21 protein-coding genes are annotated in these 20,364 nt (G+C 53.5%); 1 reads left to right on the top strand and 20 read right to left on the bottom strand.

The window, feature by feature from the left end:
• Positions 1–8 precede the first annotated feature (8 nt).
• From F3J30_RS08335 to hinT, 8 genes are all read right to left on the bottom strand, one after another.
• On the bottom strand, positions 9–548 hold the full coding sequence (locus tag F3J30_RS08335; RefSeq protein ID WP_014069803.1) for a glycine zipper 2TM domain-containing protein: 540 nt from the start codon (positions 546–548) through the stop codon (positions 9–11).
• Between the two features lie 192 nt (positions 549–740).
• Positions 741–2,045 carry an NAD(P)/FAD-dependent oxidoreductase gene (locus F3J30_RS08340; RefSeq protein ID WP_014069802.1) on the bottom strand — a complete coding sequence of 435 codons (1,305 nt, stop codon included), beginning with the start codon at positions 2,043–2,045 and terminating at the stop codon, positions 741–743.
• A 236-nt stretch (positions 2,046–2,281) separates the two neighbouring features.
• Positions 2,282–2,824 (bottom strand): alpha/beta hydrolase YcfP, encoded by a 543-nt coding sequence (gene ycfP / locus F3J30_RS08345; protein WP_014069801.1) that lies wholly within the window; start codon positions 2,822–2,824, stop codon positions 2,282–2,284.
• Between the two features lie 34 nt (positions 2,825–2,858).
• On the bottom strand, positions 2,859–3,884 hold the full coding sequence (gene nagZ, locus F3J30_RS08350; protein WP_166716940.1) for a beta-N-acetylhexosaminidase: 1,026 nt from the start codon (positions 3,882–3,884) through the stop codon (positions 2,859–2,861).
• 11 nt (positions 3,885–3,895) lie between these two features.
• Entirely contained in the window at positions 3,896–4,720 is an 825-nt protein-coding gene (gene thiK / locus F3J30_RS08355) for a thiamine kinase (protein ID WP_166716941.1), read from the bottom strand.
• Entirely contained in the window at positions 4,701–5,345 is a 645-nt protein-coding gene (gene lpoB, locus F3J30_RS08360) for a penicillin-binding protein activator LpoB (protein WP_088201843.1), read from the bottom strand. Before lpoB ends, thiK begins: the two co-directional genes overlap by 20 nt.
• 13 nt (positions 5,346–5,358) lie before the next feature.
• Complete coding sequence (locus tag F3J30_RS08365; RefSeq protein WP_014069797.1) at positions 5,359–5,733, bottom strand: YcfL family protein; 375 nt, start codon at positions 5,731–5,733, stop codon at positions 5,359–5,361.
• 1 nt (position 5,734) lies between these two features.
• Positions 5,735–6,094: a purine nucleoside phosphoramidase gene (hinT, locus tag F3J30_RS08370; RefSeq protein WP_014069796.1), complete on the bottom strand. Its 360-nt coding sequence runs from the start codon at positions 6,092–6,094 to the stop codon at positions 5,735–5,737.
• A 354-nt stretch (positions 6,095–6,448) separates the two neighbouring features.
• Here hinT and fhuE point away from each other — a divergent pair, with 354 nt between their 5' ends.
• Positions 6,449–8,641 carry a ferric-rhodotorulic acid/ferric-coprogen receptor FhuE gene (gene fhuE / locus F3J30_RS08375; RefSeq protein ID WP_041162038.1) on the top strand — a complete coding sequence of 731 codons (2,193 nt, stop codon included), beginning with the start codon at positions 6,449–6,451 and terminating at the stop codon, positions 8,639–8,641.
• 127 nt (positions 8,642–8,768) lie between these two features.
• Here fhuE and ptsG read toward each other — a convergent pair whose 3' ends face one another.
• The 12 genes from ptsG to plsX all read right to left on the bottom strand — a co-directional run bounded on the left by ptsG (position 8,769) and on the right by plsX (position 20,302).
• Positions 8,769–10,202 (bottom strand): PTS glucose transporter subunit IIBC, encoded by a 1,434-nt coding sequence (gene ptsG, locus F3J30_RS08380; protein ID WP_014069794.1) that lies wholly within the window; start codon positions 10,200–10,202, stop codon positions 8,769–8,771.
• Positions 10,203–10,499: 297 nt separating this feature from the next.
• Positions 10,500–11,294 carry a metal-dependent hydrolase gene (locus F3J30_RS08385; RefSeq protein ID WP_166716942.1) on the bottom strand — a complete coding sequence of 265 codons (795 nt, stop codon included), beginning with the start codon at positions 11,292–11,294 and terminating at the stop codon, positions 10,500–10,502.
• A gap of 10 nt (positions 11,295–11,304) precedes the next feature.
• Positions 11,305–12,309: a DNA polymerase III subunit delta' gene (gene holB, locus F3J30_RS08390; protein WP_014069792.1), complete on the bottom strand. Its 1,005-nt coding sequence runs from the start codon at positions 12,307–12,309 to the stop codon at positions 11,305–11,307.
• Positions 12,306–12,947, bottom strand: a complete 642-nt coding sequence (gene tmk, locus F3J30_RS08395) for a dTMP kinase (RefSeq protein WP_014069791.1) — start codon at positions 12,945–12,947, stop codon at positions 12,306–12,308. The genes holB and tmk overlap by 4 nt, the downstream gene beginning before the upstream one ends.
• Positions 12,937–13,959 carry a cell division protein YceG gene (gene yceG, locus F3J30_RS08400; RefSeq protein WP_166716943.1) on the bottom strand — a complete coding sequence of 341 codons (1,023 nt, stop codon included), beginning with the start codon at positions 13,957–13,959 and terminating at the stop codon, positions 12,937–12,939. Before yceG ends, tmk begins: the two co-directional genes overlap by 11 nt.
• A complete protein-coding gene (gene pabC, locus F3J30_RS08405; protein ID WP_166716944.1) occupies positions 13,956–14,771 on the bottom strand; it encodes an aminodeoxychorismate lyase in 816 nt (271 codons plus the stop codon). Before pabC ends, yceG begins: the two co-directional genes overlap by 4 nt.
• A 119-nt stretch (positions 14,772–14,890) precedes the next feature.
• Positions 14,891–16,132, bottom strand: a complete 1,242-nt coding sequence (gene fabF / locus F3J30_RS08410; RefSeq protein ID WP_166716945.1) for a beta-ketoacyl-ACP synthase II — start codon at positions 16,130–16,132, stop codon at positions 14,891–14,893.
• 91 nt (positions 16,133–16,223) lie between these two features.
• Positions 16,224–16,460, bottom strand: coding sequence for an acyl carrier protein (gene acpP, locus F3J30_RS08415; protein ID WP_003857954.1), 237 nt, complete (start codon positions 16,458–16,460; stop codon positions 16,224–16,226).
• 154 nt (positions 16,461–16,614) lie between these two features.
• The gene (gene fabG / locus F3J30_RS08420) at positions 16,615–17,349 is read right to left on the bottom strand and encodes a 3-oxoacyl-ACP reductase FabG (protein ID WP_014069787.1); all 735 of its coding nucleotides are present in this window, start codon (positions 17,347–17,349) and stop codon (positions 16,615–16,617) included.
• A gap of 12 nt (positions 17,350–17,361) precedes the next feature.
• A complete protein-coding gene (gene fabD, locus F3J30_RS08425) occupies positions 17,362–18,291 on the bottom strand; it encodes an ACP S-malonyltransferase (protein ID WP_166716946.1) in 930 nt (309 codons plus the stop codon).
• Between the two features lie 16 nt (positions 18,292–18,307).
• A complete protein-coding gene (locus tag F3J30_RS08430; RefSeq protein ID WP_166716947.1) occupies positions 18,308–19,261 on the bottom strand; it encodes a beta-ketoacyl-ACP synthase III in 954 nt (317 codons plus the stop codon).
• A gap of 6 nt (positions 19,262–19,267) precedes the next feature.
• Positions 19,268–20,302 carry a phosphate acyltransferase PlsX gene (gene plsX / locus F3J30_RS08435; RefSeq protein WP_176408551.1) on the bottom strand — a complete coding sequence of 345 codons (1,035 nt, stop codon included), beginning with the start codon at positions 20,300–20,302 and terminating at the stop codon, positions 19,268–19,270.
• Positions 20,303–20,364: the final 62 nt, after the last annotated feature.

Here is a 20,364-nt window from a genome sequence, read left to right on the forward strand (position 1 = left end):
CGTCTTTTTTACACTTTGTTATTCAGGACCAGCTGACCATTTCCGTCCAGCGGAATTTGGCTGCCCGGGTCTTTATCCATGCGGATTTTGCCCTGCTGATCGCCAATTTTGTACGTCACGTCATAACCCAGCATTTTTTCTGACTTGTCATAGACGGTTTTACAGCGCTGCTGAGTCGTGGTGTAGGTATCGTTATCCTGCATTGCGCCCTGAACCTGGTTACCTGCGTAACCGCCGCCCAGCGCACCAACCACGGTCGCCACATCTTTACCACGACCGCCACCAAACTGATGACCAATCACCCCACCGGCTACCGCACCCAGCACAGAGCCGGCGATACGGTTTTCATCCTGAACCGGACGGCGATGCGTAACGGCTACGTTGCGGCACTCCTGACGCGGCGTTTTTACCGATTCTTTAATAGGGGTAGCAGAAACGACCTGAGCATACTGTGGGCCGCGATCAAGCACGTTGAGACTGGCAACCGCTGCCACACCTAACGCAGCAGCAACACCAATCCCGATACCCGCCAACATTGATTTATTCACGGGACTTCCTCCTTTGTTGCTATTGGTAACAATTCTGCAATTAACGCCAGACTTAGCCAATCAGAAAAAGGATTAAAAATGTGGGGATGTAAGCAGAATAGCCCTGTTTAGGAGAACTCCTAAGAGGCGTACAGGGAATGAACAGCATGATATGCTAAAAATCCCTCCGGGGAGCCCGGAGGGAGAGCAGGATTAGTGCAGTTTAAGGCGAGGACGGATCACGCGGTTGATTCTGCCCACCAGCATCATCAGACCGGTTTTGAAGTAGCCGTGCAGGGCAATCTGATGCATACGGTACAGCGAAATGTACACGAAGCGTGCAATGCGCCCTTCTACCATCATTGAGCCGCGCATCAGGTTACCCATCAGGCTGCCTACGGTCGAGAAGTTAGAGAGCGATACCAGCGAACCGTGGTCTTTATAAACGTACGATTTCATTGGCTTGCCTTTGGTCTGTGCCAGAATATTGTGCAGCACAAGGCTTGCCATCTGGTGCGCAGCCTGAGCACGCGGCGGTACGAAACCACCTTCAGGACGCGCACAGGATGCACAGTCGCCAATCGCGTAGATTTCCGGGTCGCGGGTAGTTTGCAGCGTTGGCTCAGTCACCAGCTGGTTAATTCGGTTCGTTTCCAGACCACCGATATCTTTCATGAAATCTGGCGCTTTAATCCCTGCCGCCCAGACCATCAGATCCGCTTCGATGTATTCGCCATCTTTGGTATGCAGGCCACCTTCATCCGCGCTGGTGACCATCGTCTGGGTCAGTACACGAACGCCCAGTTTGGTTAATTCGCTGTGTGCCGCACCGGAAATACGCGGCGGCAGCGCAGGCAGAATGCGTTCGCCCGCTTCAACCAGCGTCACGTTCAGCGCTTCGTTGGTCAGCCCTTTGTAACCATAGCTGTGCAGCTGTTTTACCGCATTGTGCAGCTCAGCAGACAGCTCAACACCGGTCGCACCACCGCCGACAATCGCGATGTTGACCTTGCCGTTAGCACCCATGTTATTGGTGTACTTCAGGAACAGGTTAAGCATTTCCTGATGGAAACGGCGCGCCTGATGCGGGTTATCCAGGAAGATGCAGTGTTCTTTCACGCCAGGCGTGTTGAAATCGTTGGAGGTACTGCCCAGCGCCATCACCAGCGTGTCATAAGGCAGTTTGCGCTCAGGAACCAGCAACTCGCCTTTTTCATCACGCAGTTCGGCAAGCGTGATGGTTTTGCTTTCACGGTTGATGTCCACCACGGAACCCAGCTGGAACTGGAAGTGGTGATTACGCGCATGTGCCAGATAGCTCAGCGCATCAACACCCTCATCCAGAGAACCGGTTGCCACTTCGTGCAACAGTGGTTTCCACAGGTGACTGTGGTTACGATCGACCAGCGTAATTTTGGCTTTTTTACCGCGACCCAGCTTTTTGCCAAGCTGTGTAGCCAGCTCCAGCCCGCCAGCTCCACCGCCTACAATCACTATCTTTTTCAATGGCGTAGTCAACGTGACCCCCTCAAATTATTAACCAATTGTTAATTAAAAGTTATAAAAATAACCCTTAATTAACAACAGGTTACAGCACTGAAACCATTCAGGTGCATTGAGAATAACACGCCAGGCGCATTGGTCATACCAAAATTGATATGCATCAAGTTTTGATGGCTGATATTTGTACAATTTTAGCAAAAAGAAAGCCCGGCAAGCTTGCGCCGCCGGGCTTGAGAAAACGTCAGATGCCTTTAACCCAGGGTTTTAAAGGCTTTGATGCGTTGCAGATGCGGGGAGATATTTTTGAATTTGTGGGTCTGCTCTTCGTCCCAGACAATTTCATAGTAATGGTGAAGCAGCTCGGCGGCACGGGTGCTGCTGAGGGCTTCATCGTTACGCGACAGGATCACCAGGCAACGATCGCGATTCTTTTCACGAAAGTTGCTGACGCACTTGGTCCCGATATCGGCATACTCTTCCGGGCGGTCAATCTTCCCTTCCATATTTTCATGCGGAAACAGGTTTGGGTTGAACACCACCTGACGGATATCGCACAGGAATCCAATGCGCTCAGCCCAATATCCACCCAGACCTACCCCACAAATCAGCGGTCGATCGTCGACATTAAGCTGCAACATTTTGTCCACTTCTTTGAGCAAATGCTGCATATCATGTTTTGGATGGCGGGTGCTGTAGCTAATCAGCCGTACATCCGGATCGATAAACTGCAATTGCAGCACTTTCTCATGATTACCAGGACTGTTTGAGTCAAAACCGTGTAAATAGATGATCATCGTCTTCTCACCACGCTACGCCTTCCAGGAGGGATTAAAGGCCTGCTTTATGCGCCAGCCAGCGCTCATTCAGCGCCTCAAGCTGAGCATTGACCGTCTTCCAGCGCGCCGAGCCCATCAGCTCCTGACGGCTAAATGAACCTTTATGATACAATTGTGTAACACGCTCAGCATTGATCGGCGACAGGTTATCCAACACACTCACTGCGCCTTTACGATTATTGCAGACCAGGATCATATCGCAACCTGCATCCAGCGATGCCTGTCCGCGTTCAGCATAACTGCCCATAATGGCAGCCCCTTCCATCGACAAATCGTCAGAGAAGATCACGCCGTTAAAGCCTAATTCCTGACGCAGCACGGTTTTCAGCCAGTGGACAGAGCCGCTCGCCGGGCGTGGATCGACATCGCTGTAGATAACATGCGCCGGCATAATGGCATCAAGCTTGTTATCGGTGATAAGCGAGCGGAACACCGACATATCTTTGGCGCGGATCTCCGCTTCAGGACGTGGGTCGCGCGGGGTTTCTTTGTGAGAATCCGCCGTGACCGCCCCGTGGCCCGGGAAGTGCTTACCGGTGGTTTTCATTCCGGCATCGTGCATCCCATCAATAAAACGAGTGGCCATTTCCAGTGCGATGCGCGGATCTTCATGGTATGAACGCTCACCAATAGCAGCGCTAATGTGCCCGACATCCAGCACGGGGGCAAAGCTGATATCAATATCCATCGCAATCATTTCGCTTGCCATCAGCCAGCCGGCGTCCTGCGCCAGCTTGCCACCCTCTTCGGTGCCCAGCAGTGCGGCGAAAGACTGCGCTGCTGGCAGGCGGGTAAAGCCCTCGCGAAAACGCTGCACGCGCCCGCCTTCCTGGTCTACCGCCACCACCAGCTGATTGCGTGACGCCGCGCGAATTTGTCGAACCAGTTCCCGTAGCTGCTCCGGGTCGTGATAGTTGCGGGTAAACAGAATCAGGCCACCGACCAGCGGGTGCGCCAGAATTTCGCGCTCCTCCGCATCCAGCTCAAAGCCTTCGACATCCAACATGACTGGACCCACACGAACCTCTCTTATCCTTTAGTTTGTAACTGGCGCCAGACGTCATCTGCCAGCGCGATAAATTGTTTGTCTGCCGATTGCTGCAAGCGTACTTCAAACCAGCCAGCCATCAGCATCAGTACCCACGGTCGCCAGCGCCAGACCTGGCGCGCAAGCGTCCACGGATCGATGTGTGCTGCTCTGCCGTAGGCCTGAATTAACTGCCCGCGCGCGGCATCATCCGGTGTCCAGACTGCCGCAAGCTCCAGCGCAACGTCTCCGTCACCGGCGTATTCCCAGTCGATCAGTCTGTCGCCCGTGGGCGTGTGGACGATGTTTCCGGCATGAACATCCATATGCAAAGGCGCAAGCCGCAGCGGCTGCGGTTCACCCGTTTTACGCAGCCGCTTGAGCTGCGCCAGCCAAAAAGGCGTGCGCCTGGCGGGCGATGCCTGCTGCCAGTACTGTTCAAGCAAGGGTAAAAGCGTGATGCGCCAGCCCAGACGCCGCTGGCGGTGCAGATGATACAGCATGGCGGCGAGTGTGGGAGTATCCGGTAATCCGGTTTTGATCTCGCCCGCAAGATATTCCACCGCCATCCATCCCTGCATAAAAAACTGCGGTTTCGGCACAAGCTCTGCGGGAAGTCGCGTTAATGCGCGGTACTGTCGACGAAAATGGGAAGCCGGAGCGGAGCCATCATGATGCTGGCGTAACACCAGTCGGTGTTCGCCCCGGGCGATAATGCAACTCGCGCCGCCAAGCCCGGAATGGGCCTGCGGCGCGATAAGGCGATACTGCGGAAAATAACGTTTCAGAACGTCATCACGCGTGCAGTTATTGTTGCGTAACGGCACCTTTACCTGACCAGATAATTTCGCCTGTCTGAACCAGCATCAGCTGCATCTGCAACGCTGGCGTATTCACGTTACCGCTAGCGTTAGAGTAAAGCACATACTGCGCGCCAACGTTACGGGCGATACCAATCGCCTTGCTACGTGAACCGAGACTGTCCTGAGCAGACAGCCCCAGTTGCTGTTTTGCCACCGCGAGCTGCTGTGCAGAAACCAGCGTAAATTTACCGTTATTCGCCAGCGCATTGCGCAGCGTTTCGGTCGCTTCACCTGCATTCAGGGAACCGTTGGTACGGTTGTTCACGCTATCCACCAGCAGCACGCTGCCAGGGGTAACGCCCTGCGCCTGCAACATCTTACCGACCATTGGCTGCATTGCACCGTTCCAGTCGTAATGACGTACGCGCGGTGCTGGCTGTGCCGTTGCATCAGGATGTTCGATTGGGCCAGGCTGCGCCGGGATGGTTGGAACTGAAGGCACGGTTGGCACCGGCTGCGTTGGCTCTACAGGCTGTGCAGTGCCCGGTTTCGCCTCTTCTACAGGAGCAGGTTGTTCCATGCGCGTCATACACCCTGAAAGGAAGAGTGCAAATGCGGTCACGAGCGCAAAACGGCTCATATTTTTAATCAAGGTTCACCCCTTACAAATAAAGATAAAGTCTGACCTTATGTGCACCCAGGTAGTTCGCGCTGCCATACAGCGTGACCGATGACATCGCCGGAATGACTACCGTGCGCGTCGCTTCCAGTGGGTGCATTTCAAGACCTCGTACGTCATACCAGTAGAAACGGTAATGCACCGTGACTGGTTCGTGTCTTTCGTTATAAAGCGAAGAGGACGCAGAAGCCTGAATTTCGCTGATGGTCAGCGAAGGTTGTTCTGCCGTGATACCCGCAGCCAGAACAGAGGACTCCATGACCAGCGTCTGTTCATCACTCACCGGGATCGCGGGACGCGCGCTGCACCCTACCATCACCAGCGTCATTACCAGTGCTGCAAAACGCCCTCTTAGCATGTCAAAGACCTTTATGTGCCAGCATCGGCCCCAGCGGGCGGCCACCCAGCAGATGCATGTGAATATGATAAACTTCCTGCCCGCCATGGCGATTGCAGTTCATGATCAGGCGATAGCCGTCCTGCGCAATGCCTTCCTGCTCAGCAATTTTTGCCGCCACCGTCAGCATACGGCCTAATGCCACTTCGTGCTCGGTTTTCACATCGTTCACGGTCGGAATCAGAATATTGGGAATAATAAGGATGTGTGTCGGCGCCTGAGGTGAAATGTCCCGGAAGGCTGTCACCAGCTCATCCTGATACACGATATCCGACGGAATTTCGCGGCGGATAATTTTACTGAAAATCGTTTCTTCAGCCATGACCTTTTCCTTTTTTGTTTAATCTGGCGTGGTGGGTCTGCCAATAACACACACTGTCTGCATTACTGTGTGACACAACTCAAGAGTATGAGCGAGTTTCTCCTGTCCTTTCAACCTTCTCCCTCGATTTCTTTCCTTGATTGCACGATAGCTGCCTGAAGAGTGAGCGCTCTTGTGCGTTGATATCCTGAAACAATATTTCACTTCCGTTCGAAACATCTGTTTACAGCGTTAATCACAATGCGTATATTTCGCATTTGCATTTTCATGCGCATTTCAAACATAGAAAACGACTTCAGCCCGGCTCCACGGGACTGACGCACACAACTTTCACCATTCATTAAGGGTTTGATGATGTCTTTCATTAATCATACCAGGGATGGGCAACGTCAGCCTGCCACAACACCTTCGTTGCTGGCTGCCTGCATTGCTATGGCATTGATGCCAACCGTAAGTTTCGCCGCTACCACGTCTACTGAAGACACCGTTGTTGTTGATGGCGGTTTTGATAACGCACAGGATCCGTCTGCCGGTCAGGAGCAGGATTACAGCGTTAAAACCACCACCACCGGTACAAAGCTGCTGTTAGTGCCGCGCGATATTCCGCAATCCGTCAGTGTGATCAGCCAGCAACGCATGGCTGACCAGAATCTGCAATCCATCGGGCAGGTATTGACCAACACCACCGGGGTGACCGCGCAGGTTCAGGACAGCGACCGCTCTGTATTTTACTCCCGTGGTTTCTTCGTGAGTAACTATGCCTACGATGACCTGCCAACCTCCATCAGTGAAGTGTGGAACTTTGGCGATACGGCGGCCGACACCGCCATTTACGATCGTATTGAAGTGGTGCGTGGTGCCACGGGCCTGATGTCCGGCACGGGTAACCCGGCCGCTTACGTCAACATGGTGCGTAAACATGCTGACAGCAATGAATTCAAGGGCAACGTATCGGCCAGCTATGGCAGCTGGGATAAACAGCGCTATGTGCTCGATTTACAGGCTCCGCTGGTTGAGTCCGGTAAAGTCCGTGGGCGGTTGATCACTGGTTATCAGGACAACGACAGCTTTGTCGATAACTATCACTACCGTAAGAAATTCCTGTACGGTGTGGTGGATGCCGATGTCACCGACAGCACCACCCTCTCTCTGGGATATGAATACCAGGAGAGCAAGACTGAAGATCCTACCTGGGGCGGCCTGCCAACCTGGTACAGCGACGGCAGCAAAACGCATTACAACCATAGCCAGACCGTTGCGCCAGACTGGGCGTATTCAGACAAAGACAACACCCGCATTTTCGCCAACCTGACCCAACGTTTCGACAACGGCTGGGAAGCGCACATCAACGGGATGCACGCGGAAACCAACTTCGATACCAAGCTGATGTACATGTACGGCTACCCGGATAAAGACACAGGATCCGGTCTGGTCGGTTACGGGGGCTGGAACCGGGGCGAGCGTAAACAGGATGCGGTGGATGCCTTCCTGCGCGGTGATTTCGATCTCTTCGGTCGCCAGCACGAAATGATGTTTGGCGGTAGCTTCAGCCGTCAGCGCAACCACTACGACAACTCAATGCCGGATACCCTTTACGGTATGGTTGATGTGGGTGATTTCAAAAACTGGAACGGTAATATTGCCGACCCCCAGTGGACGCCGTGGAAGCTCTACAGCCAGGACGATATTCGTCAGTCCTCAGCGTATACCTCTGCCCGCTTCTCGCTGGCCGATCCGCTGCACCTGATCCTGGGCGCACGTTACACCAACTACAACATTCGCTATAACCCGGCAGGCTCCCCGGACACCCGTCTGGAAAGCACCAAAGACGACGTGACGCCGTACGCGGGTCTGGTCTATGACATCAACGAAGACTGGTCAACGTACATCAGCTATACCTCTATCTTCCAGCCGCAGGACAAGCGTGACGCCAATGGCCGCTACCTTGATCCGACAACGGGCAAAAGTTACGAGGCGGGCGTGAAGGCAGACTGGTTTAATACCCGCCTGACGACCTCTCTGGCCATCTTCCGTATTGAGCAGGATAACGTTGCTAACAATACCTACACCTATATGCCAAGCGGTGAGTCGATTTATGAATCACTGGATGGCGTGGTGAGTAAAGGGATTGAGTTTGAGCTGAACGGTGCCCTGACCGATAACTGGCAGCTAACCTTTGGTGCGACCCGCTTTATCGCCGAAGATAAGAACGGGAATGCCGTAAGCTCTGACCAGCCGCGAACCACCATGAAGCTCTTTACCCGTTATCAGTTGCCGATGCTGCCAGAACTGGCTGTGGGTGGCGGTGTTAACTGGCAAAACAAGGTCTGGACGGATGTTGATGGCGGTCCTGCCGGTCGTTCCCGCGCTGAACAAGGCAGCTACGCGCTGGTGAATCTGTTCAGCCGCTACCAGGTGACCAAAGACTTTGCCGTACAGGCGAACGTGAATAACCTGTTCGACAAAGATTATTACGACTATGCCGGATCTTATCTCGTGTACGGTGCGCCGCTTAACTTCTCGGTGAGCGCGAGCTACGATTTCTAAGAGAGTATCAACAACAAAGGGAGCCAGATGGCTCCCTTTTTTTGTGCCCGCTTTGCCACCCGGCATCCCGGCGCACAAGCAATAAAAAAGGCAGCCAGTCGGCTGCCTTAGTCTCCCCAGTCACAACTTAGTTGCTGCGGATGTATTCATCCATTTCGGTTTTCAGGTTATCGGATTTAGTACCGAAGATTGCCTGAACACCGGAACCTGCAACAACAACGCCCGCTGCGCCAAGTTTTTTCAGACCAGGCTGGTCTACTTTCGCTACGTCAGCAACGCTCACACGCAGACGAGTGATACACGCGTCCAGGTTAGTGATGTTTTCTTTGCCGCCGAACGCTGCAACCAGGGCCGGAGCCATTTCGCTGGTTGCTGCTGCTTTGCTGTCTTCAGACGCATCTTCACGACCTGGAGTTTTCAGGTCCAGTGCTTTGATAAGCACACGGAAGATGGTGTAGTAAACAACCGCGTAGCACGCACCCACGATTGGGAACAGCCACAGTTTGCTGCTGTTACCAGACAGAACGATAAAGTCGATCAGGCCGTGAGAGAAGGACGTACCGTCACGCATACCCAGCAGGATACAGATTGGGAACGCCAGACCAGCCAGTACCGCGTGAATGATGTACAGGATCGGCGCAACGAACATGAAGGAGAACTCGATCGGCTCGGTGATACCGGTCAGGAACGAGGTCAACGCTGCGGAGATCATGATACCGCCCACTTTTGCACGGTTCTCTGGTTTAGCAGAGTGCCAGATTGCAATCGCAGCAGCCGGCAGGCCGTACATTTTGAACAGGAAGCCACCAGACAGTTTGCCCGCAGTTGGGTCACCTGCCATGTAACGTGGGATATCACCGTGGAACACCTGACCTGCTGCGTTGGTGAATTCACCAATCTGCATCTGGAATGGAACGTTCCAGATGTGGTGCAGACCAAATGGTACCAGGCAGCGCTCGATGAAGCCGTAGATACCGAATGCCACAACCGGGTTCTGGTAAGCAGCCCACTGAGAGAAGGTCTGGATTGCAGAGCCGATCGGTGGCCAGATGAAGGACAGGATCACGCCAGTGAAAATCGCTGCCAGACCAGAAATGATCGGAACGAAGCGCTTGCCCGCGAAGAAGCCCAGATACTCAGGCAGCTTGATGCGATAGAAGCGGTTGAACATATACGCTGCAATCGCACCGGAGATGATCCCGCCGAGAACACCGGTATCAGCCAGGTGTTTCGCTGCGATCTCTTCAGCAGGTAAATGCAGAACCAGTGGTGCCACCACAGCCATGGTTTTCACCATGATGCCGTAGGCAACAACTGCGGCCAGCGCAGATACACCATCGTTATTGGTGAAGCCCAGAGCAACACCGATAGCGAAGATCAGCGGCATGTTAGCAAAAACAGAGCCGCCTGCTTCGGCCATCACGTGGGAAACTACGGCTGGCAGCCAGCTGAAGTTAGCAGAACCGACACCCAGCAGGATACCTGCGATAGGCAGTACGGATACTGGCAGCATCAGCGATTTACCGACCTTTTGCAGGTTAGCAAATGCATTCTTAAACATAATTGAGAGTGCTCCTGAGTATTTGTGCTTTTTTTACGCTTTCACGCATTGGCCCGGGGGGAGTACCGCGCCGTGGACAGGACATCTAAGCGCCCTTTATTTATTACACAGAGTAAAATAAATCCCTCTGAGTTTGTTTGACGGCTATCACGTTTCAGCTCAAGGCGGACCAAAAACTTTCAGTTTTTTACAAAAAGCATGTCTGGATGTGTCTAAATACACCGTCACCGCCCCAAATGAGGCGGTGAACTTTACTCGCTTTATTTATTAATTACGAGCCTAAAAAAAACAGGTGTATCAAACAGATTGCAGGCGGGCGGGGGCGATGTGGAACAGGTTTGCGAAGTTTTCCGTCGTGACGCGAGCCAGCTCATCAATGCTGACACCCTTCAGAACGGCCATATACTCAGCCACATCTCTCGTCATGGCAGGTTGATTCTCTTTGCCGCGGTGCGGCACCGGTGCCAGATAAGGAGAATCTGTTTCCACCAGAATGCGATCGAGAGGGACATAACGCGCAGCGTCACGGAGCTGCTCTGCGTTACGAAACGTCACGATCCCAGAAAACGAGATATAAAAACCTAAATCAAGCAGCTTACCCGCCGTTTCTCTGTCTTCTGTGAAACAGTGTAGTACGCCACCACAATCCGTCACATTTTCTTCCCGGAGGATTGCCAGCGTATCGGCTCGCGCATCACGGGTATGCACGATGACGGGCTTGTTCAGCTCACGGCCAATGCGGATGTGGTTACGGAAAGACTCCTGCTGGCGGGGTTTCGTTTCAGGGGTGTAGAAATAGTCCAGCCCCGTTTCACCCATCGCGACAACCCCCTCTTCCGCCGCCAGACGGCGTAAGTCCTCAACGTCATATTCTTCATCCTGATTCAGCGGATGCACGCCACAGGAAAAAACAACGTTATCGCGAACGCCTACCAGCTCGCGCATGGTGCGATAGCCCGGCAGCGTGGTTGCCACTGCCAGGCAGAATTTCACATCGCGGGCGGCGGCTTTCGCCAGCACATCATCCACGTTTTTATGCAGGGATTGGTAATCCAGGCCATCAAGATGGCAGTGTGAGTCGACTAAAAACATAATGTCTCTCTCAGAGATGGGAAACAGGCAGCGGAGTGCCTGGTTGCAGGTAATGTTCGATACGCAGTAACTGGTCCGTTAGTAAAAGCTCGCGATTAAGACCGGTCACCGTTAAGAGTTGTTCACGGCTCTGGCAGACATCATGAAGGATAGCACGCAGCATATTGCCCGACAGACGGTTGGCCAGCGTATTGATAAGCCCCCAGACATCCACGTTGGACAGCAGTGTTGCACCCTGCTGACACTTCAGCGCATCCAGCAGCATTGACGCCAGCCAGTGCAAGCGCTCAGCGGCCTGGTCATGGTTCAGGACAGCCAGCAAGCTCAGCCAGTCGCGGCTATCCAGCGCTGACGCCACGGCACGGCAGAGCGCCTCACGCTGCGACCAGCTTTCGGGTTGCAGCAATGCCAGCGCAGCTGCTGGTGCACCGCTACACAAGCGCAATGCGGTGAGCGCGGCCTCTTGTGACGCCGTCACTTCACGTTCAAGCCAGCTTAACGCCCAGTTTTCTTGCGGTACAGCGAGGTGATGAAGACGGCAGCGACTACGCAATGTCGCCAGCAATCGCCCCGGTTCACGGCATGACATAAAGAACCAGGTCTTCTCCGGGGGCTCTTCAAGCGTTTTCAACAGAGCGTTCGCCGCCGCCTCGGTGAGTAACGCCGCATCTTTCAGCCAGACCACTTTTGCCCCGCCCAGTCGCGCATGCTCGTACAGTTTTTCACTGACCTCACGCACGGCATCAATACCGAGGGTGGTTTTGCCTTTTTCTGGCTCAAGGGTGTAGTAGTCAGGATGGGTGCCTGCCTGCATCAGCTGGCAGCCCCGGCATTTACCGCAGCTTTTGTGCCCTTCTGGCTGCTGGCACATCAGAAAACGGGCGATCGCGTAAATCAGTGCATCATCACCCATGCCCGGCAACGCCTGAATCAGTAACGCATGATGCCCCCGACCGGCCTGATAGCTGTTAATCAGCTGCTCAAAGTGTGGGCGCAACCATGGATACCATTTCATGCCTGCTGCTCCTGTACCCACTGAGTCACGGTTTCACGGATTGAGCGCGCCACGTCATCGAGTGACTGGGTAGCATCAATGGTGCGAATGGAACTGTCCTGCCCGGCAAGCTCAAGATAGCGCGCGCGAGTACGATTGAAGAAATCCAGCGACTCCTGTTCAATGCGATCCAGCTCGCCACGCGCACGGGCGCGTTTCAGGCCCACTTCCGGAGTGACATCCAGATAGAGCGTCAGGTCCGGGCGGAAGTTACCCAACACCGCATCACGCAGCGTGGCTAACATCGTCTGATCGATACCCCGGCCACCGCCCTGATAAGCCTGAGTCGAGAGGTCGTGGCGATCGCCTATCACCCATTTGCCTTCAGCCAGTGCGGGCTTGATAACGGTTTCAACCAGTTGAACGCGCGCGGCATAAAACATCAGAACTTCGGCTTTATCAGTGATGATTTCGTCACCCACGGATTTGATATCCAGCACCAGGCTTCGCAGTTTTTCCGCCAGCTGCGTGCCGCCCGGCTCGCGGGTGAACACCATCTCCCCGATACCCAGCGTTTTGAGTGTATCCACCACCAGATTGCGCGCGGTTGTTTTACCTGCGCCTTCCAGCCCCTCAATAACAATGTATTTACTGCGCATTTTTTTCCTTAAGTGCCTTCAGATAGTCCTGAACAGAGCGATTGTGGCTGGCAAGGTTGGTATTAAAGGTATGCCCGCCTTTTCCATCAGCCACAAAATAGAGATAAGGTGTTTTTGCCGGATGAGCCGCCGCGTTAAGCGAGGCTTCGCTCGGTGTGGCAATCGGGCCTGGCGGTAATCCGCTAATCACGTAGGTATTATACGCGGTCGGCGTTTCCAGGTCTTTTCTTGATATCTTACCAGTGTAATTCTCACCCATGCCGTAAATCACCGTAGGATCGGTTTGCAGCCGCATCCCGATGCGCAGTCGGTTGATAAACACCGATGCCACCTGGTCACGCTCCGCGGCAACCGCGGTCTCTTTTTCGATGATAGAGGCCATGGTCACGAACTGGTTCTGATCTTTATACGGCAGCCCATCGATACGCCCATCCCAGGCAGCATCAACGGCGGTAACCATCTTTTTGTGCGCGCGCTTCAGGATGGCCACATCGGTGGTCCCGGCGGTATACATCCAGGTATCCGGCCAAAACCAGCCTTCAACCCATTCAGGGTGTTCGAGTTTCAGTACCTCAGCCACCGTCTGGTAGCTATCATCTTTCAGGGTATGTTTGATGTAAGGCGCATCGCGCAGCTGTTTGAGGTAGTCACTCAGGCGCATCCCCTCAACAAAGCGCAGCGGGAATTGTGCCTCTTTACCGCTTTCCAGTAATTGCAGCATTTCTCTGACCGTCATGCCTGGCATCAGGCGATACGTGCCTGCTTTAAAATGCGACAGGTCTGGCTCAACGCGCAGCAGCCACTGGAAAACCCTTGGACGGTTAATCACTTTATCGCCATAAAGCTGTTCGCCGAGCGCCAGACGTCCGGTTCCTGCTTTAAGGGTAAATATGGTTTCTTCTTTAATCAGAATCTTACTGTCCGCCAGTTGACGAACCTTCCACACTCCGGCTCCGCCAGCAACTGCCAGCACAGCAACCAGGAGCAGGATAAAGCGCAACATTTTCTTCATGACGTTCTGGTTTGCTCACATAACGGGGCTAAATAATGATACAGCTCGCGCGATGCCCAGCTTTGCTGGCCGCAGGCGCGAACAGGTACAACTGGCATCAGTGCATTACAGACAACGACTTCATCTGCCGCTAACAGCGCATCCTCAGTTGCGTTAACTTCGACAACGCGAAAACCAGAGTGTGCCAGCTGCTGCATACAAAACTGGCGCATAATGCCATTTACGCCAGCCTGATCAAGTTTCGGCGTGAAGACATCACTGCCCTGCCGCCAGAATAAATTAGCCGCACAGCATTCAGTAATGAACCCTTCACTGTCAAGAACCAGCGCCTCGTCGGCGTCTGACTGCTCAAGATGAGCACGGATCAGAACCTGCTCAAGACGATTCAGGTGTTTTATTCCGGCAAGCGCAGGGTTTCGCCCAAGACGTACCGGGCTTAATTGAAGCGTGATGCCATCCTGACGCCAGCGGGCATAATGTGCAGGATAAGCTGAAACGCTGAGGATCCGTGTCGGATGCTGGCAGCTCGCGCCGCTGTAGCCCCGGCCACCGCTGCCACGGCTGATGATCACTTTCAGCACGCCACTGGCGTGCCCTACCCCCAGCTGAACCATCTCGCCTGCCAGGGTGTCCCATGCGGTGAACGGGATAAGCAGTTTTTCACAGGCGTCCTGTAACCGGCGGATATGCTCTGCAAGAAAACAGATCTCGCCCTGATGAATGCGCGCCGTGGTAAAGCAGCCGTCGCCAAACTGAGTCGCCCTGTCGCTTGCAGGAAGTGTGTCCTGCTCAAGGCCATTGATTAGAAACATGCTGGCTCCTTATGCGTGGTCGTACAGTCTGGCAAGGTGAATAAAATCGGACAAGGGGATAAAACCGAATAAAAAAGGTCCGACAAGCGGACCTTTTTATCGCCATCTGGCAGTCAGGCTCAGACTTTTTTAAAGATCAGGGAACCGTTAGTACCACCAAAGCCGAAGGAGTTACACAGCGTATACTCCATGCCACTAACCTGACGCGCTTCGTGCGGTACGAAGTCCAGATCGCAACCTTCATCCGGGTTATCCAGGTTGATGGTTGGCGGAACAGCCTGATCGCGCAGCGCAAGGATAGAGTAGATAGATTCTACTGCACCCGCTGCACCCAACAGGTGACCGGTCATGGATTTCGTCGAGCTCACCATTACGCGGCTGGCGGATTCACCGAAGATAGACTTAACAGCCTGTGCTTCTGCTTTATCGCCAGCAGGTGTAGAGGTACCGTGGGCATTGACGTAGCCAATCTCAGCTGGAGTGATACCCGCATCGCGGATGGCGTTAGCCATCGCCAGCGCGGCACCAGCACCATCTTCCGGTGGTGACGTCATGTGATAAGCATCGCTGCTCATACCAAAGCCAACGATTTCAGCATAGATTTTGGCGCCACGTTTTTTCGCGTGTTCGTACTCTTCCAGCACGATCATCCCGGCACCGTCACCCAGCACAAAACCATCACGGTCTTTATCCCACGGACGGCTCGCCGCCTGAGGATTTTCGTTACGGGTAGACAGCGCACGCGCTGCACCAAAACCACCAACACCCAGTGGGGTACTGGCTTTTTCAGCACCGCCCGCTACCATCGCATCGGCATCACCATAGGCGATAATGCGCGCAGCCTGACCGATGTTATGCACACCAGAGGTACAGGCGGTAGCAATGGAAATGCTTGGGCCACGGAGCCCGAACATAATGGTCAGGTGACCTGCCACCATGTTAACAATCGTTGACGGAACGAAGAATGGGCTAATCTTACGCGGGCCACCGTTCATCAGAGATGTGTGGTTTTCCTCGATTAGGCCAAGACCGCCAATCCCGGAGCCAATAGCGGCACCAATGCGGGTTGCGTTCTCTTCCGTAATGACAAGGCCAGAATCCTGCATGGCCTGAACGCCAGCGACAATTCCATATTGAATGAAGGCATCCATCTTGCGCTGTTCTTTACGCGAGATGATCTCTTCACAGTTAAAATCCTTTACTAAGCCAGCAAATTTCGTTGCATAGGCGCTAGTATCGAAATGGTCGATTAGGCTGATGCCGCTCTGACCGGCAAGGAGAGCTTTCCAGGTGGACTCTACGGTATTGCCGACAGGAGACAACATGCCAAGTCCGGTCACAACTACACGACGCTTAGACACGTTTGTCCTCCAGGGAGGGATAAAAAAAGGGATTCGTGGGACTAAAAAAGATAAAACTCAGGCGGTCGAATGACCGCCTGGAGATGTTCACTTACGCCTGGTGACCGTTGATGTAATCAATGGCAGCCTGAACGGTGGTGATTTTCTCAGCTTCTTCGTCCGGAATCTCAGTATCAAACTCTTCTTCCAGAGCCATTACCAGCTCAACGGTGTCAAGAGAATCTGCGCCCAGGTCTTCAACGAAGGAAGCGGAGTTCACAACTTCTTCCTGCTTAACGCCCAGCTGTTCGCCGATAATTTTCTTAACGCGTTCTTCGATAGTGCTCATACTCTTAAATTTCCTATCAAAACTCGCTTTCGCGATGGTTTTCGTAGTGTATAAAATGTTGAAAAATTTGCAACTAAATCCCGGCAGGTCTTACCACGATTTTACGTTATTTTGAGGCCATTTGCCCTAATAACGCAAATATTTTCGATCGTGATTAAACCATATACATCCCGCCGTTGACGTGGAGGGTCTCACCAGTGATGTAACCCGCTTCGTCAGAGGCTAAAAATGCAACCGCACTGGCAATTTCTTTAGGGTCGCCAAGACGGCCCGCAGGAACTGCTGCCAGTGTACCCGCACGCTGATCATCGGTCAGCGCACGCGTCATGTCCGTTTCAATAAAGCCCGGAGCAACAACGTTTACAGTAATACCGCGGGACGCAACTTCACGTGCCAGCGACTTACTGAAACCGATCAGGCCTGCTTTCGCCGCAGCGTAGTTAGCCTGACCAGCATTTCCCATGGTACCAACCACAGAACCAACAGTGATAATACGACCATGACGCTTTTTCATCATAGCGCGCATTACCGCTTTTGACAGACGGAATACAGATGACAGGTTGGTTTCGATAATATCGTTCCACTCATCATCTTTCATTCGCATCAGCAGGTTGTCGCGAGTGATCCCGGCATTATTTACCAGAATATCCACTTCGCCAAACTCTGCGCGAATATTTTCCAGAACAGATTCGATAGATGCCGGTTCGGTCACATTCAGTACCAGACCTTTACCATTTTCACCCAGATATTCGCTGATGGCTTTAGCGCCATTCTCGCTGGTTGCTGTACCAATCACTTTCGCGCCACGCGCAACCAGTGTTTCAGCAATTGCGCGCCCGATACCGCGGCTTGCGCCGGTGACCAGTGCGATTTTTCCTTCAAAACTCATGGTATTCCTCTTTTATTGCGAGAGTGCCGCTGACATCGCTTCCGGCTCGTTAATCGCCGAGGCAGTCAGGGTGTCAACAATACGTTTTGTCAGACCGGTGAGGACCTTACCAGGACCGACTTCATACAGATGCTCAACGCCCTGTGACGCCATAAACTCAACGGTTTTGGTCCACTGTACTGGACTATAAAGCTGACGAACCAGCGCATTACGGATAGCGTCCGGCGCCGTTTCGCATTTCACATCGACGTTGTTTACAACGGAAATCGTCGGTGCGTTAAAGGTAATTTTTTCCAGCTCAACCGCCAGTTTGTCGGCAGCTGGCTTCATCAGCGCACAGTGAGACGGCACGCTAACTGGCAGTGGCAGAGCACGTTTCGCGCCCGCAGCTTTACAGGCAGCACCCGCACGTTCAACCGCTTCTTTATGACCGGCGATAACCACCTGGCCTAGCGAGTTGAAGTTGACCGGAGAAACAACCTGGCCTTCTGCTGACTCTTCACATGCTTTAGCGATAGACGCATCATCAAGACCGATAATCGCAGACATACCGCCTGTGCCTTCTGGTACAGCTTCCTGCATGAACTTACCGCGCAGTTCAACCAGACGTACGGCATCAGCAAATGCGATCACACCTGCACAGACCAGCGCAGAGTATTCACCCAGGCTGTGACCTGCGAGCAGCGCTGGCGCTTTACCGCCCTGCTGCTGCCAGACACGCCACAGCGCGACAGACGCGGTCAGCAGTGCTGGCTGCGTCTGCCAGGTTTTGTTCAATTCTTCAGCAGGCCCCTGCTGAGTCAACGCCCACAGATCATAACCCAGTGCATCAGAAGCTTCACGGAAAGTCTCTTCGATTACCGGATAGTTTGCTGCCATTTCAGACAACATCCCAACGGTTTGAGAACCCTGTCCTGGGAACACAAAAGCAAATTGCGTCATCTTTTTAATCCTTATACTAGAAACGAACCAGCGCGGAACCCCAGGTGAACCCACCACCAAAGGCTTCAAGCAAGACCAACTGGCCCCGTTTGATTCGTCCATCGCGTACCGCTTCATCAAATGCGCAAGGTACCGACGCCGCAGAGGTGTTGCCGTGACGATCCAGGGTCACGACAACGTTATCCATCGACATGCCCAGCTTTTTCGCTGTTGCGCTGATAATGCGCAGGTTCGCCTGATGCGGAACCAGCCAGTCGAGCGCGGAGCGTTCAAGATTGTTCGCTTCCAGCGTTTCATCGACAATGTGAGCCAGTTCGGTCACTGCCACTTTGAACACTTCATTACCCGCCATGGTCAGGTAGATGGAGTTATCCGGGTTAACGCGATCCGCGTTAGGCAGGGTTAACAGCTCGCCGTAGCTACCGTCAGCATGTAAATGTGTGGAGATGATACCCGGTTCTTCGGACTGCCCAAGCAGTACCGCGCCCGCACCATCGCCAAAAATAATGATGGTCCCGCGATCTTCCGGGTTGCAGGTACGTGCCAGCACGTCAGCGCCGATAACCAGCGCGTGCTTTACAGCACCGGATTTAACATATTGATCGGCGATGCTCAGTGCATAGGTAAAACCTGCACAGGCTGCGGCAACATCAAACGCCGGGCAACCTTTAATGCCCAGCATGTTTTGAATCTGACATGCGGCACTTGGGAAGGCGTGCGTCGCGGACGTCGTTGCTACCACGATCAAACCAATCTGTTCTTTATCAATGCCAGCCATTTCAAGCGCACGTTGTGCAGCTTCATAGCCCATAGTGGCAACGGTTTCGTCTGGCGCGGCAATACGACGTTCACGGATACCTGTGCGCGAGACAATCCACTCGTCAGACGTATCTACCATTTTTTCCAGATCGGCGTTGGTTCGCACTTGTTTTGGCAGGTAGCTGCCGGTACCTATAATCTTCGTATACATGTACGCTCAGTCACTTTTAGCTAATACAGATTCCAGGCGAGCGGCAATCCGCTGTGGGACTTGTCGCTGCACCGCCTGCACTGCCTGTTCAATCGCGACGGAAAAAGCTCGCTGATTGGCCGCACCGTGACTCTTAATCACAATACCGCGCAATCCTAACAGACAGGCGCCATTATACTGGTCGGGGTTGAGGTGACTGAATCGCCGCGTCAGGCTTTTTTGTAACCAACGCTTCAATAAAATCAGCCACCAGGACCTTTTTTTTCCTTCGCCCTGCGATTTGAGCAGCGAAAGGAACATTCGAACGACCCCTTCCATGGTTTTTAACGTTACGTTACCGGTGAACCCATCGCACACCAGCACATCGGTTTTGCCGGTGAGCAACTCATTGGCTTCGAGATAACCAATATAGTTGATAGAAGGCACCTGTTTTAACAATTCCGCGGCTTCGCGAATGTTATCCAGACCTTTTGTCTCTTCTTCACCAATATTCAGTAACGCAACACGGGGATTGTTGATCCCGACAACTTCTTCTGCCAGCACCGATCCCATGACGGCAAACTGAGCCAGCATTGTACTATCACAATCAACGTTAGCGCCCAGATCCAGCACCACCGTTTTGCCCTTTTGCTGATGCGGTAACACCGTCACCAGCGCCGGACGCTCAATGCCCTCTATCGGCTTGAGCAATAATTTCGACAGCCCCATCAGCGCACCGGTATTCCCGGCACTGACGCAAGCCTGAGCTCGCCCTTCTTTTACCAGCTCCAGCGCCATTCGCATAGAGCTGCCACGGCTATTGCGAATAGCCTGCGATGGCCGGGCATCACTGGCAATAACTGACTGCGCAGGAATAATCTGCAGACGCGAACGTTGTTCGAAGTCAGCTTTTGCAAGTAATGGCGTGATTGTGTCGGGATTACCGACTAAAAGAAGTGTGAGTTGCGAATTAGAATTCAGTGCCTGCAATGCAGCAGGCACTGTCACAGAAGGGCCAAAATCGCCCCCCATGACATCTAACGCCAGGGTTAGACGTGTCAAGGTGTCGTCACTGCCTGGTTTGGTGTTTCCCCAGTTGCCTGGGGAAATCCTCACTAAGCTTC

It is taken from the genome of Enterobacter sp. Tr-810, from assembly GCF_011752765.1.
GTDB lineage: Bacteria > Pseudomonadota > Gammaproteobacteria > Enterobacterales > Enterobacteriaceae > Enterobacter > Enterobacter soli.